The organism is Mycoplasmopsis agassizii, from assembly GCF_002272945.1.
GTDB lineage: Bacteria > Bacillota_I > Bacilli_A > Mycoplasmatales > Metamycoplasmataceae > Mycoplasmopsis_B > Mycoplasmopsis_B agassizii.
The window spans coordinates 636,945-654,010 of record NZ_NQMN01000001.1 but is presented as its reverse complement, the minus strand read 5'-3'; the positions used below and the strand labels follow the sequence as shown (position 1 = coordinate 654,010).

Below are 17,066 nucleotides of genomic sequence, written 5' to 3'. Positions count from 1 at the left end.
ACTTAGTATCAGTTCCACTACCACTTGAAAGTAATAATTGTACTTGTAATGATCCTGCAGTGTTATCTCAGTTGGTTTCTCCTTCTGTAGGTGTAACTTTGATGATTTCGAATTTGAATCCTGAATCTACTAAATCTGTATTAACTGCTTCTAAACGATTTGCTAATACTGTATTAATAGTTGTGTAATCACCTTCAACAACTGCTGAAGCTAATTTTGCTTTTAGTGCTTCAGAATCATTAGTTCCTTCTAAAGTAAAGGTTAGATTTTGGTTCTGTTAATGTTTTATATGCATTTAGTGCAAAAGTTTCTTCACTAGTAAAGCCTGTGACTGATACTTCTTTACCTACGGTTGTTTCAGTAGTGATTTTACCGTCTGTAGAGTTGAAGATTGTGTCTCCATTTTTCAATAATGCTTTGAATTTTAATGTTGTAGCATCAGCTGAAACAAAACTATAAGTTACACTGAATCCTTCAGGTGTAGTAGGTGCTGTGAATTTTGCTTTATTAGTTGCATCAGTCATTGCTGTAATTAATGCCTGAATTTTTTCATCTGTACTAAACTCACTAGCTAACTTTTTCGCACTTTCACTATCAGCTGCAAAAGTAGATGGTAGCGCATCATACCATTCTTTCGCCTTCGCCTCTAACTCCTGGCTAGTATTTTTAAAGCCACTTAAAGTAACTTCTTTACCAGCGTTATCTTTAGCATCAACTAACTCACCAGAGGTTGTATAGTATTTAGCATCTTGTTTTAGATAGACTTTGACTTTGAGGGTACCGTTGGAATCGTTTGCGCCTGAAGTAACAAGTTCTAGATCGGTTGTATAAAACACATATTTTGAAAACTTTTGTTAGTTCCTTTTTGATTAACTAATAAATTTAACTAGCCATTTTTCTAAAAAGATCTTCAATTCAGTCTATAATTTTAAAGATATAAAACAGTAATTTTTGAAAGGTAAAAACTATGGCTAAAGAAAAAAAGAGCGATCTTGCAAAAGAATTATGTGATGATATTAAAGAATTTGCTAAGAAAAACGACAATTTGTATGCTCCAATCAGAAACTTGCAGGAGCAAGAGGATGCAAGTGCTTATGACCTAAGTTTAAGAGGTAAGCCAAAACCTAAAGTATCTGATCCAGGAGGAGATGGCAACGGTAGTGGTAAAGACACTAAATATGCAACCAAAGACTATGTTGGTAAGGCTATTTCAGGTCTAAAAGAAGAAGTTAAGGGGTCCGTTAAAGAAGAAGTCTCTCAGTCAGAAACAAGAATGAGCCAGAAAATAGATGATTCAGAAATAAGAATGAGCAAGAAAATTGATGATTCAGAAGCAAGAATGAGCAAAAAAATAGATGATTCAGAAGCAAGAATGACAGAAAAAATGTCAAATTTTGCTACTAAAGATTATGTAGACAAGGCACTTTTAAAATCAGAAAAAAGAAATAAAATCTATGTTAAGCAAGCCATTAAAGAAGCAGTTGACCCAATCATTGCTGAACTAGCTGAAACTAGAAAAGAGAATAAGGAAAACAAAAAAACCTTAGATAAAATTCTAGGTTTAATCGAAGAATTAAATAAGAAAAAATAAGTTATCTTTGTTTTTCAAACAAATAAACACACTATGAAAGTAATTCATAGTGTTTTTTCAGATATTTTTCATAAAAGTGCAAATTCTAAGCAGTTACTATAAAAATGAGTTAAATCTGGTATAATTAATAAGAAACAAAAAGAATAGAAAATGCCATAAGAAGTTTTTTTAGTTGTAAAGTTACTAATATTAAAAAATAAAATAGCTTTCAGCACAAGATAAATATATGCAACTAAAAGATTCTAAAAACTAAATCAACCCCAATAAGGAAAAATTTAAATGGCTAAAAATATTGATAGCGCAAATAACATGTGTAACAGCATCAAGGATATTAAAAAATCTGACAAAGTTAATATCATTGTAAACAAATACGAAAAAGAAGGAAAAGATAAAGAACTTATGATTCATATAAAAGCTAAGGATGAGGAAAAAATTCTTCCACCAGGTCCAGGCGGAGGTGGTGCAGGTGATAAATATGCAACTGTTAAGTTCGTTAAAGAAGAAATTTCTAAATCAGAAGCAAGAACTAAAGTTTTTGTGAAGGAAATCGTTCAAGAATCTGAAGCAAGAATAACAGATAGTATGTCAAAATTTGCTACTAAGGATTATGTAGATAAGGCTCTTTTAGAATCTGAAGCAAGAAATAAAGTTTTTGTTAAAGAAACTGTTCAACAGGAAATTGCTGAATCTGAAGTAAGAATGACAGAGAAAATGTCAAAATTTGCTACAAAAGATTATGTAGATAAGGCTCTTTTAGAATTTGAAGCAAGAAATAAAGTTTTTGTTGAAGAAACTGTCAAAAAAGAAGTTGCTAAATCTGAGAAAAGGGTAATGGCAGCTATTGCTAAATCTGATAAGGAAAATAAAGAAATGTTTGCTAAACTTTTCCAATTAATTGAAGAAATTAAGAAAAAGTAATGTTATTTCACTAGTCAAACCACATAATTAAAAAAATAACGAGGCATTTATTTGTCTCGTTATTTTAATAGTTTTAAAATTTATTCAGTTTCGCCAGTAATTGATAAAACTATTTCATTAGCTTGTTTTAAATCTTTTTCGCTAGCAAAAGCAGCGATTGAATTTCAGCCATAAGAATATTTTAACTTAATAAAATTTTCATCATTTTTAGCTAGATATTTAAGAATCTTATAGCCCTTAGCAAAAAGCACTAAGTTAGCAATCATAAAGAGTAAAAAAACAACGCTAATAACTGCAGCGGCCACATAAATGCTGAGCCTTTGCTCTGTAAAATAGTTAACTAAAGCAACCACTCCTGCTAAAGGTAATAAAACATAAGAAATGATTAAAAAGGTATTTTGAAAAAATCTTAATCTTGTTAAGTAAAAAATTAAGTCCACAAATTGCATGGTGTGATATTCATCTCTTCACACCTGTGAGCGAATGCGTTGAATGTCATTTGCCATAAATATATTTTACTTTTTATTTCAAAATATCCATTAAATATTTAAAATATATAAAATATATTTTAAAGAAAGAAAAAAGGTGATTATGTTAAAAGTTATTGAACACCCGATGCTTAAAAAATACCTAGGCATCATGCGTAATAAAGATACTAAAACTAATGATTTTAGCCAAGCAGCTAGTTCAATTAGTGAAGTGCTTGTTTATGAATTATTACGCCAAGAACCCTTGAAAAAAATCCTAATCGATACACCTGTAAAAACAGGTGTTGAAGCTCATGATTTAGCTAATGATTATGTCTTAGTACCAATTATTAGGGCAGGTCTAGTGATGTTAAGTGAAGCTCGTCGCATCTTAAGTGATGCCAAAGTAATGCACGTAGGCATCAGCCGTGATGGTGAAAATGAAGGTAAGTGAATTACTTATTTAAATAAGATTAAAACAACTAATCAAAATGCTCATGCGATTGTTTTAGATCCTATGCTAGCAACAGGTAATTCAGCAGTTGCAACGATTAAGATGTTAAAGCAAGCAGGTTATCAAAAAATTAGTTTTTTAGGAATTATCGGAGTGCAAGAAGGAGTTAATAACTTAGAAAATAACTTCGGCAAAGACTTTCCAATTTATCTAGCAGCACTAGATCCTGAACTTAATTCTAAAAACTATATCGTGCCAGGACTAGGTGATGCTGGTGACCGCGCTTTTGGGACTTTAGATTAGTTAAATAAAGCAGCAGATGCTTTTGTATAGGCTCTTGTTAAAGGTCCTATACCTAATTTTGAACCCCCTCAATAACGCACTACAACTATTAAAATATTAGTTAAATTTTTTAATTCAATGATTCTAAATAAAGGCTTACCAGCGCTATTTTTAGGTTCTCCATCATCAGAAAAACCAGCGCCATTATTAGCCTTATAAGCATAGACAAAGTGAATTGCTTTTTTATGTTCTTTCTTTAAATTATGCAGATAAAAATCAATTTGATTTTTATCTTCTAAACTAAAACTGTAAGCCAAAAAACGGCTTTTTTTGATAACTATTTCTCTCATTTTATAGATTATAAGCAAAAAACTGCTACTATATCTTTAATAATGCTAAAACTAACAGCTTCTTATAGAGAAAGAATTGATAAATATATTGCTGCTAACAGCAATATTTCTCGTAACGATATTCAAAAATTAATTGAACAAGGCGCAGTCACAGTTGATCAGATGCAAGTGCGCAAAAGTAACTTCTTATTAAAAGAAGGTGCACAAATTAATGTTACTAAATTACTGGAAAAAATAGTTGATATTAAGGCTGAAGAAATGGCCTTAAAAATTGTCTATGAAGATGAATTTTTAATGGTAATTGATAAGCCTTCAGGTTTAGTCGTGCATCCTGCTCCTGGCAATATGAGTGGCACTTTAGTTAATGGTTTAGTGGCTTATGCACAAAATTTATCAAATGAAAACGGCTTATTAAGACCAGGGATTGTGCATCGCCTTGACAAAAATACGAGTGGTCTTTTAATTGTTGCTAAAACTAACGAAGCGCATGTTGCTTTGGCAAACATGCTAGCAAAAAGGGAAATTAAAAGGCGCTACTATGCAATTGTTTCAGGTCTAATTAATAACCAAGTTATTAATATCGATGCACCGATAGGTCGTGATTCTAAAGACCGTAAGAAAATGCAAATTACTAATATTAATAGTAAGAGCGCACAAACTGAAGTACATTTAGTGGAAAAATTTGCCCACAATAAAAAGATGTATTCGCTAGTTAGATGTCATTTAAAAACAGGTAGAACACATCAGATTAGAATTCATCTAGCATATATTAAACATCCTGTTTTAAATGATGAAGTCTATGGTGGTGAAATTGTTAATCCTAGTTTTGGGCAATATTTACATGCTTATGAATTAGAGTTTAAACACCCTTTTAAAGAGCAAAATTTGAAATTTAATTCACAATTACCAAAAGAATTTGATGAGTTTTTAAAAAAAAGTTAGTTTCTTATTAATAAAACTAGAAATATTATTCTTTTGTTATAATTTAGAAAAAATATAAGAGGACAAAATGTTTGGAAATCGTAACAATAACTTAGGCGTAAATTCTCTAGATCCTAGAGTCAATAACAAAATTTTTGAAGATCTTTGAAAAGAAAGAAGACTACAAAAAATCTGAATTTGAGCATTTTTTGCAGTCATAATTGCTGTTTTTGCAATTTCAGCAGGTATTACAATCGCAAGATTTGTTCAGCTTTACACCCCAACTGACACAACTTCATTTTACTATGAAAGTTTTAGCAGTTGAGTAAGAGCTCATGCTACTACAGGTGCAAGTGAACAAGCTATTTTGGACTCTATTGCAGGCTTTGCTAGTCGTTATCAAAGTACACTGATTTTTTCAGCATTTGTAATAGGCTCATTAATTATTTTAATATGAAGTTTCTTGCACTCATATTCAAATGCAGTTTCTAAAAAAACTTTCCATTTGCTTAGTCGTTTTGCAAGTACAGGAATTAATTTTGCATTAGCTTTTCTAACTTTTACAACAATTTATACCTTGTCACAATTGACATTTGGAATCTATACTCAAAATCAACAACTATATGTTTTAGAACTTATACAAATTATAGTCTACCCAATCCTACTAGTTATTTCAATTGTTGTCAGCAGAATGTATCGTCAAGTAATCATGACATATTGAAGAGTTTACTTCACTGAATTACAAAAAATTCATGCTGAGGAAATTAGAAAAAGCATTCTTAATGGTGATCTTTCAGCCTTTGATCCTTTTGGTTTTGCAGCAGGTGCAGGAGCTTCAATGAATCAGCATCAAGATCCTTATCGAGCAAATGCAAGAACTTCTAATCGCTTTGAAGAAGATGCTGATTCATTAGTAACTGAAGTTAAAGAAGATGGCGAAACTGTTAAACCAAATAAAGGTAAACAATTTGCTCCTGAACTTTCTAAAGAAGAAAAAGACTATCAAACTGTCTTTAATTTAAAAATCGAGCAAATCCATAAAATGGCTGAAAAACTAGACATTTATGGCTATAAAGAAATGAGCAAGGAAGAACTAGTTCGTAAAATTATTGCTCTTTCAAGCGAAAAAAATAATAAGTAAATCTTATCTATTTTCAAAGTTAGGACATGCAGTCCTAATTTTTTTATTTTCCCAAAATTCTACTATTATTGGATTTTGGCACCAAAATTGTGAAAAATACGAAAAATTTTTCACAATCCAGACTATTTTTTAAAAATAGGAACAATTTTTTTCTAAATCCATTTTTTTATAGTAAATTTTTATTATTAAAAAATTAAACACAAGGAGTAAATAATGAACTTTAAGAAGAAATTATTAATTACAACATCATCACTTGTTGCTCTAGGAGCAGTAGCTGCAGTTGCAGTTGCTTGTTCTGAAGAAGCACAACCTCCAAAACTAATTACTGGGTTAAAAGAATCATCTTTTTACACTAACGGTAAAACAACTTTAGAAAAAGCAGTTACTGATAAAAAAATCGTAGAAACTGCAAAAATAGCTGTCTTTACAGCTGGTGGTAATGTTGCTGATAAATCATTTAATCAGTCTTCATTTGAAGCAGCTACATTATTAGTAGATCAGCTTAAAGCGGCTAATTCATCTGGAACATATTCAGTTAATGCATATAACACCCAAGATGCAGCAACAAACACACTTACAACAAACTATACACAAGCATTAAATAATGGGCAAAATATCTGAATTGCTTCAGGATTTCAACATGGTGATGCTTTAAAAACATGATTAGGAACAGCTGATAATAAAGCAAACTTCATTAAGAATAAAATTATTATCGTAGGTGTTGACTGAGAACTTGATAAAGCAACAGCTGACACAATTCCAGGGCAAGTTATTTCACTATTATCTAAAACACAAGAGCCTGGTTTTGTTGCAGGATATGCATCAGCTAAATTCTTAACTGAAAAATACCCAGAGGATTCATCTAAATGAGTTATTGGTGGTTTTGGTGGAGGAGACTTCTTAGGAGTAACTGACTTTTTAAACGGTTACTTTCAAGGTGTTCTTGCTTGAAATAAAAAAACAGCAAATGCAAGTAAAAAAGTTAAATGATATACAGATGATTCAATTATTTTAAATACAGCATTCGCTACAACTGATACAACTCAAACCACAATTAACGGTATTGTTAATGCAACAAAAAAACCTCAAATTATTTTACCAGTTGCAGGTCCATTAATGACACAAGTAGTTAATGCTATTGCTACAGCAAATACAGGTGCTTACGTTATTGGTGTTGATACTGATCAATCATTAACCAATGAAAACCACGCATCAAAATTCTTTACATCAATCTTGAAAAAACTGGCTTTCCAGGTTTATCAAGTATTAGTGCCATTGATGGCAAAAGATTATGCAAATTCAATTTTTTCAATTAACGGAGCACAAGGATTTTCACCTGTTGGAGAAACAACTCCTAAAAATGTTAGCTTAACATTTGCTTATGCACAAGATGGTGTGGGAACAGCAAAAACATATGTTACACCTGATGCTACTGCAAAGTTAGCAACAGATGCATTAGCTGCAGGTAAAACTGAATTTGATGCAACATTAACTGCAAGTGCAGATTGAGCAAAAATTGATGGTAAAACATTAGTTGCTGGTGGTGAAGGATCTAATACAGATACAACAATCAACGGTGCAACAGGACTAGTTTGATTAATTAAAGAAATCAACAAATAGTTTTTAATATTTTAAAAAGGCCGAAAGGTCTTTTTTTCATTTTTAACCCGATAAATGTGAAAATTTTCACAATGATTTATGTTTTTATAAGAATATTGCCGATTATGAGCATATTTAATTTATTATAGATAGAGCAAAAAAAGGAGTGTTATGAGTCAAGAATACGCAATTGAATTCAAAAACATCACCAAGGAATTTCCTGGTATTAAAGCAAACGACAATATTTCTTTTGGAATTAAAAAAGGAACTATTCATGCTTTAATAGGAGAAAACGGTGCTGGTAAAAGTACCTTAATGTCAATTCTTTTTGGTTTATATAAGCCAACTAGTGGTGAAATTTTAATCAATAATACACCAACAGTTATTAAAGGACCAAACCACGCAAATGAAATGGCAATTTCGATGGTGCACCAACATTTTAAAATTGTTGATGATTACACCAACTTAGAAAATATTATTCTAGGTAATGAAAGTGTTAAGGGTGGATTTTTAGATAAATCTTTCCCGACTGAAAAAATCAAATTAATCCAAGATCGTTATAACTTACATTTTGATCTGAAGCAAAAAACTGGTAAAGCAACTGTTGCTACTCAGCAAAAAGTTGAGATCATGAAAATGCTTTATCGAGATGCTAATATCTTAATTTTTGATGAGCCGACAGCTGTTTTAACACCACAAGAAATTGAAGGATTTTTAGAAACCTTAAAAGGTTTCCGTGAAAAAGGCAAAACAGTTATTTTCATCTCACATAAATTGGATGAAGTTATTGAAGTTTCAGATCGAGCAACAATCATTCGCCATGGTAAAGTTATTAAAACTTATGAAACTTTAAAAGGTGTTTCAATTTCTCAAATGTCAGCAGACATGGTAGGTGAAACAATTGTCATGCCTAAAAATACAAGTAGTCAAGATTTCACAAAAAACGATGTGATTGTTAAATTTGACAAAGTTTCAGCACATGGAGAAAAATCATTAAAAGATGTTAGTTTTGACATCAAAGCTGGAGAAATTTTAGCAATCGCTGGTGTTGAAGGAAATGGACAGGTTGAACTTGAATTAGCAGTTTCAGGACTTTTAAAAATTGATAGTGGTTCAATTTATTTAAAACCTTATGTTGCCAAAGGTTATTCAAAATCAGACTCTGAAGTTGCTGCTAAGAAGACACTTCAATTTGAAAATTCTAATTTTCAAAAACGAGTTAGAAAAGTAAAAAGTAAGATTCACAAGACTTTTTATGCCACTTCAGTTGTTTTTGGTGAATCAGCCAATTATCTTAAAACAATTTTCAAAAAAGAAAATAAGCACCAACTTGTATGAGGTAATGATTTTGGTAGATGGCTTAAAGAAAGTTTGAAAACTGAAGTTGATACAAGTTCAAAAAATGAAAATCATCTAGATATTTCTGATAAAAGTGTCCAGTCACGCATTAAATATGGAATTAGTTATATCCCAGGCGATAGACATAAATACGGTTTAGTGCTTGATTTTAATATCCGAGATAATGCTATTTTAAGAAGATTAAAAGATAAAAAAGTTTCTCATTTTGGTTTCATCAATAAACAAGTAACCAATAACTATAACCTAGAAATTGAAGAAACTTTTGATGTTCGTGGTTCTCGTAAAGGTGAATCAATGGCTCGGTCTTTATCAGGTGGTAATCAGCAAAAAGCGATTGTTGGGCGAGAGATCTTAAACGACCACCAATTTATTATTATTGTGCAACCTACTCGTGGTCTCGACGTTGGTGCTATCAATAATATTCACCAACATATTTTGGAAGAGAAAAAGAAAAATCGAGCAATTCTTCTAATAAGTTATGAACTTGATGAAGTGCTTGCACTAGCAGATAATGTGGCTGTACTTCATAGTGGAAAATTAAGTAAAAAAATTCCTATTTCAAAAACAAATCGAACTGAAATAGGTCTAATGATGGCAGGAGTAAAAAATGAACAAAGTCAAAAATAATAAACTTGTTAACTCAAGCCAAAATTTTTTCAATAACTTAGGTCAGAGAATTTTTAGTAGTAATGCTAAATCAGGTAGCCGTAAATTTATGAATTCTATCTGAGCGATTGCAATTGGAATTATTGTAATGCTGATCTTTGTTTCAATTGCAGGATTTAATGTAAATTCTGTTGTTGAAAATACCTGAAGAAATGCCTTTTCAATTCATACAGCACAATTTCAGAAATTATTTGCTATTTATATATTGGGGGCATTAGCCGTAGGGATTGGTTTTAAAGCAGGTCTCTTTAATATCGGTGTTCCGGGTCAAATGATGATAGCTGGTGGCTTATCGTTATTAATTATCTTTGCAGATGGCACAAACACAGGACCAGAGCAATTTTTTGCTGCTTTCGTAGTTGCGATTTTAGCAGGTGCAGCAACAGGTGCTTTTGCAGGAATTTTAAAAGCCTTTTTTAAAGTTCACGAAGTTGTTGCAACTATTATGTTGAACTGAATTATCTTCTTTGCTTTTAAACAAATTTTTATAGGAAATAATAGCTTCGTTCATAACTATCAAACTACAACAGGTGGAAATAATTCAAAAACTATTGATCAAATTATTGGTGACCAAAACCCTAGTTATCAATTTATTGCAAGTGGTCAAGCAATTATTTGAATTTGTTTAATAGGTGCAATTCTTGTTGCATTAAGTTTGTTCGTTGTGATGCAATATACAACTTTTGGTTACAGAGTAAAAATGATTGGATTAAACCGTTATGTTGCTAGTTATGCAGGAACAAACGAAAAATTCTTAACAATAATAATTTTTGCTTTATCAGGTGCTTTATCAGGAATTGCAGGATATTTATATTTTGTAATTTGAAGACAATCAATTGATTTTAATGGTAATTCGCCGATAGAAACAGGATTTAACGTTATTGCTGTTTCTCTAATTGCTTATAATAGTCCATTAGGAATTGTCTTTTCTTCCCTATTTTATTCAGCAATTGAAATCGGATTTTCAAATATTTCATTAACAAGTCGTAATTCAGTGCAATTTCAATATCAATACTACTACATTTTAATTGGTATCCTAATGCTACTAATTTCGATGTCAATTATCTTTGGAAATATTCGTCCAATTCACTTTATCAGGAGAACCTATGTTATTTTTAAACATAGTAATTACTTCAAAAAATCAGCAAAAGCAATGGCCAAATTTAAGCCAGAAACTTTAAATAAAGTTCAAACTCACGAACAAGTTGAACAACTAGTTGCAGCTCTTAATAAGAGTGATTTAGGAATTTACCAAAAAGGTAGAATTTATAAATCAGTTATTAAACGAATTTTTAAAGATGCTTACAAAAAAGCTTTAGCAGTTAAAAAACAAAATGAAACATCTATCAAAGCAGAGAAAAAAGCACTTAAAGATCTTCACTTAAAAGTTGTTTCAAGTAAATATTCTAATGAAGAACGTAGTCAGTTCTTAAACCAATTAGCAGATCAAAGAATTATTGTTAACGAAAAACTAACTGAACTAGGTAGTTTTGCACCTGCAAATTTAAAAGCAGAATACAAAGCAAAAGTAAAACAAGTTTCATTACTTCGTAAAAAATATTTAAGAGATTATGCAACTCTGCATTGAGAAAGCTTAAAAGAGACTTGATTATTAGCAGTTAAAAGTAGTGAAGAAAAATCACTATCTAAAAAACTTGCTGATGAGTTAAAGAAACATAAACAATTGATGGCTGATAATGCTATCAAGAAAGAGGTGATTTAAATGATCGAAGTTACCCCAATATTTGTTTATGCATTTGCTTTATTTTCAATTTTTGGAATTGCTTCTATTTCAGGAATTTTCTCTGAAAGAGTCGGAATAGTCAACATCGGTATCGATGGAATGATGATAGTCGGTGCTACTTTTTATGGTTTATTCTTAGTAGTTTTTACTCGTGGATCAAGTACTCAATTATCGAGTTATATGCAGATTCCTTTATTCATTCTCGCAGGAATCTTTGCAATGTTTTTCAGTTGAATTCATGGTTTTATAACCATTAACTTAAAAGGTAATCACGTTATTAGTGGTGTTGCCATTAACTTATTAGGCGCAGGTTTTGCTTGATTAATCTTATTAGTGGCAGTGCCTTCTTTAAGAAATGGAGACCAACGCTTTACTGTTTTCTTTAATGAACTAGCACAGGCAGCAAACCCATTAGGAAATGATTTTGGAAATGTTTTATCATTGAAATTCTTGTTATTCTTATTGGTTGCAATTGTTTCATACATTCTTCTAAAACATACAAAATGAGGTATTCGCTTTAAATCAATTGGTGAAAACCCTCAAGCTGCTGATGTAGCAGGAATTAATGTTAATTTCTATAAATGACAAGGTGTTTCAATCAGTGGTTTATTAGCTGGTTTTGCAGGTGCAATTGCTATTCAATTAATTGGTGCAAGTTCATTTACTGGACAAGTTCGTGGTTTTGGTTTCATCGCTTTATCAATCATGATCATGGCACGCTGAAGAGTTGAACTTGCATTCTTTATCTCATTTGCCTTCTCAGTTCTATATTCACTTGGAACCCAAATTGGAACTAATAATGATTATCGACGCTGAGAATCAGTCTTATTAATTATTCCTTATTTATCAGCAATTGTTCTATTATTGATGACTTCTAAAACAGTCACAGGACCAAAAGCCGCTGGTATTCCTTATGATAAGGCAAACGCTCGGTAAAGACATTTTTAATAAACAATCAACATCAATCGATGTTGATTTTTCTTTTTTAAAGTACAATTAAATCCAGATGATTTATTTAATATGAAAAGAAAAAGGAATTACTTCCTTTAAAAAAATAAGAAATTTTGCAAATGAAAATAACTTCAAAAAAGTAGGGCATAGTGGCACACTAGACCCACTTGCTCAGGGTTTATTATTAATAGCAACTGATAAGGACACAAAGTGATTAACTTTTTTAGATCAAAATTATAAAAAGTACAGAGTCTATTTTCAGTTAGGAAAAAGTTCAGATACTTATGATATTGAAGGGAAAATTCTAGAAACAAGCGACAAAAAAGTAACAAAGGAAGAACTAGAAAAGACAATTTTTTCTTTTCTAGGAAAAATTAAACAAATACCTCCTATTTATAGCGCTAAAAAAGTAAACGGAAAGAAAGCTTACGAATATGCTAGAGAAAATAAGAGTGTAACTTTAAATGAAATTGATGTAGAAATTAAACAAATTCATAATTTAAATTTTGATTTTGATAACAACTTATTTAGTTTTGATTGTGAAGTTTCTCGAGGTACTTATATTAGAAGTTTAATTCATGATATTGGGCTAGAATTAGGAACTTATGCTCTGATGAGTGACTTAATTAGATTTGAAATTGATGGTTTAACTGATCAAGATTTAGGTGAGGTTGAAGTTAATAAACTAATAAAACTAAATAAGGTTTCTCTTAAATTAAAACGTTTGAAAAAACTGTATCATGGGCAAAGACTTGAACTAGATTTAGCAGATGGTGATTATGTTTTTGATTTAAACAATAACGGCATTTACTATGGAGTCTTAACAGCAAAAGATAAAGAAATAAAAATAAAAAAACTGATCAGACACAAGGAACTTGCAGAAATTTTTCCAAAAGACTCAGAAAATTAATAATTACTTAAAAGTTTTTCTCTATCAACTTATAGAAGAATTATCTTTAATAAAGGTAAATACAACTATTTTCTAATAAAATCGCATTTTAAAATTTTCTTGAAAAAAACTTCAAAAAAATTTTCCAAAACTAGTCAAAAATTTTATTGCTATATGGAGGGGTAAAGGTTACTTTTCCAAAAAACAGGTTCTAAATTTATATTTAAATGCTTATAAGTTGAAAACCAATTATTTCAAGCAACATGCTTATCACAATTTTATTCACTTAAAATTGTGTCAACTAATTATTAAAAAATCTTAAGCAATAAGACTTAAGAAAAAGGAACAATGAATAAAAAAAATCTTAAAAATGAAAAACAAAATATTATCGAAAATACTTTAAAAGAAATTCGCTCACGCTATGGTAATGAAGCAATTATGCTCCTTGGCAATAAAGAAATTGTGCAGGCAGAAGTTTTTAGTTCAGGCTCATACTTATTAGATAAAGCAATTGGAATTGGAGGTTATCCTAAAGGTAGAATTATTGAGATCTATGGTCCTGAAAGTAGTGGTAAAACCACTTTAACACTTCATGCTATCGCTGAAGTGCAAAAAAAAGGTGGCATCGCCGCCTTTATCGATGCTGAGCATTCAATTGACCCTCAATACGCAGAAAATTTAGGTATTAATACTGATAATTTAATTTTGTCGCAACCTGATAGTGGTGAACAAGCTTTAGAAATTGTGGATACTTTAGTAAAAACAGGTCAAATCGACTTAATCGTTGTCGATTCAGTCGCTGCTTTAGTACCTGAAGCAGAACTTGATGGCGAAATGCGTGATCAAAATATTGGCCTACAAGCTCGCATGATGTCAAAAGCACTAAGAAAAATTACAGGTAATTTAAACCGTAATCAAACCACTGTAATTTTTATTAATCAGGTAAGAAGTAAAATTGGTGTAGTTTATGGTGATCCAGAAACTACGCCAGGAGGTAGAGCCTTAAAATTCTATGCTTCACTAAGACTTGATGTTAGAAAAAGCACAAAAGTTTTATCTAAAGATGAAGTTACAGGTAACTTAATCAAAATTAAAGTAGTTAAAAATAAACTAGCACCACCTTATAAAGCAGTAGAAACAGAAATTGTTTTTGGTAAAGGTGTTAATATCACAGGTGAAGTGATTAATTTAGCTACTTTATATGGAATTATCAAAAAAGCAGGTGCTTGATTTAGTTATAAAGATGTTAATCTGGCTCAAGGTAAAACTAATCTAGTTAAACACTTAGAAGAAAAAGTCAAACTTTATGCAGAAATCTTACAAGCTGTTAAAGATTTTGAGCAAAAAAATTTAGCTAAAAATCTAGAAAAAGAAATTGTGATCGAAGAAGCAGAAAACGAAGTTACTAAATAAGTAAAAGCAACTTAAAAATTCATGTATTAAATATGACAAAAAGTCATATAATCATTAATACATGAATGAAGCAATTAAAATCTTATTTTTAGGTGACATCTTCGGTGCTCCTGGAATTAAAATCCTAGAAGAGCATTTAAAAATGCTAAGAGAAAAATATCAAGTTGATCTAGTAATTGCCCAAGCAGAAAATGTCAGCGGACGCAAAGGTTTAATTAAAAAAGATTATTTGAAATTAAAACAAATAGGTGTTGACATTTTCACACTGGGTAATCACGTTTGGTCAAAACGAGAAATCAAAAGCATTATTGATAATGAAGATGTGATTAGACCCTTAAACATTAAAGAGCATTATCAAGGTCAAGGTGTGCGCACTTTTACAGTTAAAAACAAAAAACTAGAAGTCTATTCTTTAATGGGAATTGCTTTTAATAAGTTAATGCCACCTTGAACTGAAGAAGCCGCCGAAAATTTTTTCGACGTCATGGACAAAGCACTTTCAACTAGTGATGCAGATTACCGCTTCATTGATTTTCACGCTGAAACTACAAGTGAAAAAAATGTTTTAGCTTGATATCTAGATGGTAAAGTTAATGCTTTAGTCGGCACTCATACACATGTACAAACTAATGATGCAAGAATTTTACCTAAAGGCAGCGCTTATATAACTGATGTCGGAATGGTCGGACCGATTAATTCAGCAATTGGCGCTAACTATCAAGAAGTCTATGAAAAAATGCGCTTTAATAAAAAGGTGCGCTTTCAAGTTTCTGAAAGCGAAAGCCAAATTAATGGCATTGTAATTGAACTAGGACAAGTTAATAAGATTATTGAAATCATTAATCTTAAACCTAGTGCAACAACTAATGAAGTTAACTAAATAAGTGGTGAACATTTAGAATTTCTAAATGTTCGCTTTTTTTATAAGTTATTTAGACATAAATTAGGCTTTTAAAAAAGCCTGAAAAACAGGCTCAAAAAATTTTTGAATTTTTTTCACCCATTTTAATTTATTTATGTCATACTAGTTCTACAGCGTTTTTTAGAGAGAGTTAAACGTATTGAAAAAAGAACAATTTAGTCACTAAATTGCTTTCATGCTTATTGCAAAAATAGGCTCAAAAAAATTTCAAAAAATTTTTCTCAAAATCAAAAAAAAGTTGTATAATGAAAAAGCCGACTAAATGAAGGCAAAAACGTAAATCTTTGAAAACTGAATATTAGATGTACAACACACAAGTCAATTTTTTTGAGAGTTTGATCCTGGCTCAGGATGAACGCTGGCTGTGTGCCTAATACATGCATGTCGAGCGGAACTAGTTTACTAGTTTAGCGGCAAATGGGTGAGTAACACGTACCTAATCTACCTTAAAGATCGGAACAACAATGGGAAACCGTTGCTAATACCGGATATACCTTTGAAAAGCATTTTTTAAAGGCGAAAGGAGCAACTGCTTCACTTTGAGATGAGGGTGCGTTACATTAGTTAGTTGGCAGGGTAATGGCCTACCAAGACGATGATGTATAGCCGAGTTGAGAGACTGATCGGCCACACTGGGTCTGAGATACGGCCCTGACGGGAGGCAGCAGTAGGGAATATTCCACAATGGGCGCAAGCCTGATGGAGCGACACAGCGTGCAGGATGAAGGTCTTCGGATCGTAAACTGCTGTTATACAGAAAGAAAAGATATAGGAGTGGAAAGCCTATATTATGACGGTACTGTATCAGAAAGTGACGGCAAACTATGTGCCAGCAGCCGCGGTAATACATAGGTCACAAGCGTTATCCGAAATTATTGGGCGTAAAGCGTCCGTAGGTTGTTTGTTAAGTCTGGAGTTAAAGACCGGTGCTCAACGCCGGCACGCTTTAGATACTGGCAAACTAGAGTTATAAAGAGGTAAGTGGAATTTCATGTGAAGCGGTGGAATGCGTAGATATATGAAAGAACACCAATGGCGAAGGCAGCTTACTGGTTATATACTGACACTGAGGGACGAAAGCGTGGGGAGCAAACAGGATTAGATACCCTGGTAGTCCACGCCGTAAACGATGATCATTAGTTGGTGGGGGAACCCTCGCTAACGCAGCTAACGCATTAAATGATCCGCCTGAGTAGTATGCTCGCAAGAGTGAAACTTAAAGGAATTGACGGGGACCCGCACAAGCGGTGGAGCATGTGGTTTAATTTGACGATACGCGTAGAACCTTACCCACTCTTGACATCCCTTGCAAAGCTATAGAGATATAGTGGAGGTTAACAAGGTGACAGATGGTGCATGGTTGTCGTCAGCTCGTGTCGTGAGATGTTCGGTTAAGTCC

16 protein-coding genes and 1 rRNA gene (1 of these 17 only partly in view) are annotated in these 17,066 nt (G+C 31.8%); 14 read left to right on the top strand and 3 right to left on the bottom strand.

Features of this window, described 5'->3' with window-relative positions; genetic code table 4:
* Positions 1-188 (top strand): hypothetical protein (locus tag CJF60_RS05295; RefSeq protein WP_214608175.1); only part of this gene is annotated, 188 nt, incomplete at its 5' end.
* Between the two features lie 51 nt (positions 189-239).
* Here the strand turns inward: CJF60_RS05295 and CJF60_RS02675 are convergent.
* Positions 240-836, bottom strand: a complete 597-nt coding sequence (locus CJF60_RS02675; RefSeq protein ID WP_084232306.1) for a lipoprotein 17-related variable surface protein — start codon at positions 834-836, stop codon at positions 240-242.
* 131 nt (positions 837-967) lie between these two features.
* Between CJF60_RS02675 and CJF60_RS02670 the strand changes: the two genes are divergently transcribed.
* Both CJF60_RS02670 and CJF60_RS02665 read left to right on the top strand, forming a co-directional pair.
* A complete protein-coding gene (locus tag CJF60_RS02670; protein WP_084232307.1) occupies positions 968-1,591 on the top strand; it encodes a hypothetical protein in 624 nt (207 codons plus the stop codon).
* A gap of 279 nt (positions 1,592-1,870) precedes the next feature.
* Positions 1,871-2,509 (top strand): hypothetical protein, encoded by a 639-nt coding sequence (locus CJF60_RS02665; protein ID WP_084232308.1) that lies wholly within the window; start codon positions 1,871-1,873, stop codon positions 2,507-2,509.
* 80 nt (positions 2,510-2,589) lie between these two features.
* Here the strand turns inward: CJF60_RS02665 and CJF60_RS02660 are convergent, their stop codons facing one another.
* A complete protein-coding gene (locus tag CJF60_RS02660; RefSeq protein ID WP_095279131.1) occupies positions 2,590-3,015 on the bottom strand; it encodes a hypothetical protein in 426 nt (141 codons plus the stop codon).
* An 85-nt stretch (positions 3,016-3,100) separates the two neighbouring features.
* Between CJF60_RS02660 and upp the strand changes: the two genes are divergently transcribed.
* A complete protein-coding gene (gene upp, locus CJF60_RS02655; RefSeq protein ID WP_084232310.1) occupies positions 3,101-3,733 on the top strand; it encodes a uracil phosphoribosyltransferase in 633 nt (210 codons plus the stop codon).
* Here upp and CJF60_RS02650 read toward each other — a convergent pair.
* The gene (locus CJF60_RS02650) at positions 3,730-4,062 is read right to left on the bottom strand and encodes a YigZ family protein (protein ID WP_095279130.1); all 333 of its coding nucleotides are present in this window, start codon (positions 4,060-4,062) and stop codon (positions 3,730-3,732) included. The two genes, upp and CJF60_RS02650, sit on opposite strands and share 4 nt — an antisense overlap.
* Positions 4,063-4,104: 42 nt before the next feature.
* Between CJF60_RS02650 and CJF60_RS02645 the strand changes: the two genes are divergently transcribed.
* From CJF60_RS02645 to CJF60_RS02600, 10 genes are all read left to right on the top strand, one after another.
* A complete protein-coding gene (locus CJF60_RS02645) occupies positions 4,105-5,004 on the top strand; it encodes an RluA family pseudouridine synthase (RefSeq protein ID WP_084232311.1) in 900 nt (299 codons plus the stop codon).
* 67 nt (positions 5,005-5,071) lie between these two features.
* Entirely contained in the window at positions 5,072-6,124 is a 1,053-nt protein-coding gene (locus tag CJF60_RS02640; protein WP_084232312.1) for a hypothetical protein, read from the top strand.
* A gap of 213 nt (positions 6,125-6,337) precedes the next feature.
* On the top strand, positions 6,338-7,744 hold the full coding sequence (locus CJF60_RS02635) for a BMP family ABC transporter substrate-binding protein (protein ID WP_084232313.1): 1,407 nt from the start codon (positions 6,338-6,340) through the stop codon (positions 7,742-7,744).
* A 150-nt stretch (positions 7,745-7,894) separates the two neighbouring features.
* A complete protein-coding gene (locus CJF60_RS05290; RefSeq protein WP_200807537.1) occupies positions 7,895-9,709 on the top strand; it encodes an ABC transporter ATP-binding protein in 1,815 nt (604 codons plus the stop codon).
* Positions 9,690-11,471 (top strand): ABC transporter permease, encoded by a 1,782-nt coding sequence (locus tag CJF60_RS02625; RefSeq protein WP_084232314.1) that lies wholly within the window; start codon positions 9,690-9,692, stop codon positions 11,469-11,471. Before CJF60_RS05290 ends, CJF60_RS02625 begins: the two co-directional genes overlap by 20 nt.
* A complete protein-coding gene (locus CJF60_RS02620; protein ID WP_084232315.1) occupies positions 11,472-12,428 on the top strand; it encodes an ABC transporter permease in 957 nt (318 codons plus the stop codon). It abuts the gene before it with no gap.
* A 70-nt stretch (positions 12,429-12,498) separates the two neighbouring features.
* Complete coding sequence (gene truB, locus CJF60_RS02615) at positions 12,499-13,353, top strand: tRNA pseudouridine(55) synthase TruB (RefSeq protein WP_084232316.1); 855 nt, start codon at positions 12,499-12,501, stop codon at positions 13,351-13,353.
* A 327-nt stretch (positions 13,354-13,680) separates the two neighbouring features.
* Complete coding sequence (gene recA / locus CJF60_RS02610; protein WP_084232317.1) at positions 13,681-14,745, top strand: recombinase RecA; 1,065 nt, start codon at positions 13,681-13,683, stop codon at positions 14,743-14,745.
* A 61-nt stretch (positions 14,746-14,806) separates the two neighbouring features.
* The gene (locus CJF60_RS02605; protein WP_084232318.1) at positions 14,807-15,625 is read left to right on the top strand and encodes a TIGR00282 family metallophosphoesterase; all 819 of its coding nucleotides are present in this window, start codon (positions 14,807-14,809) and stop codon (positions 15,623-15,625) included.
* Between the two features lie 365 nt (positions 15,626-15,990).
* A 16S ribosomal RNA gene (locus CJF60_RS02600) occupies positions 15,991-17,066 on the top strand; it runs 442 nt beyond the window's last position.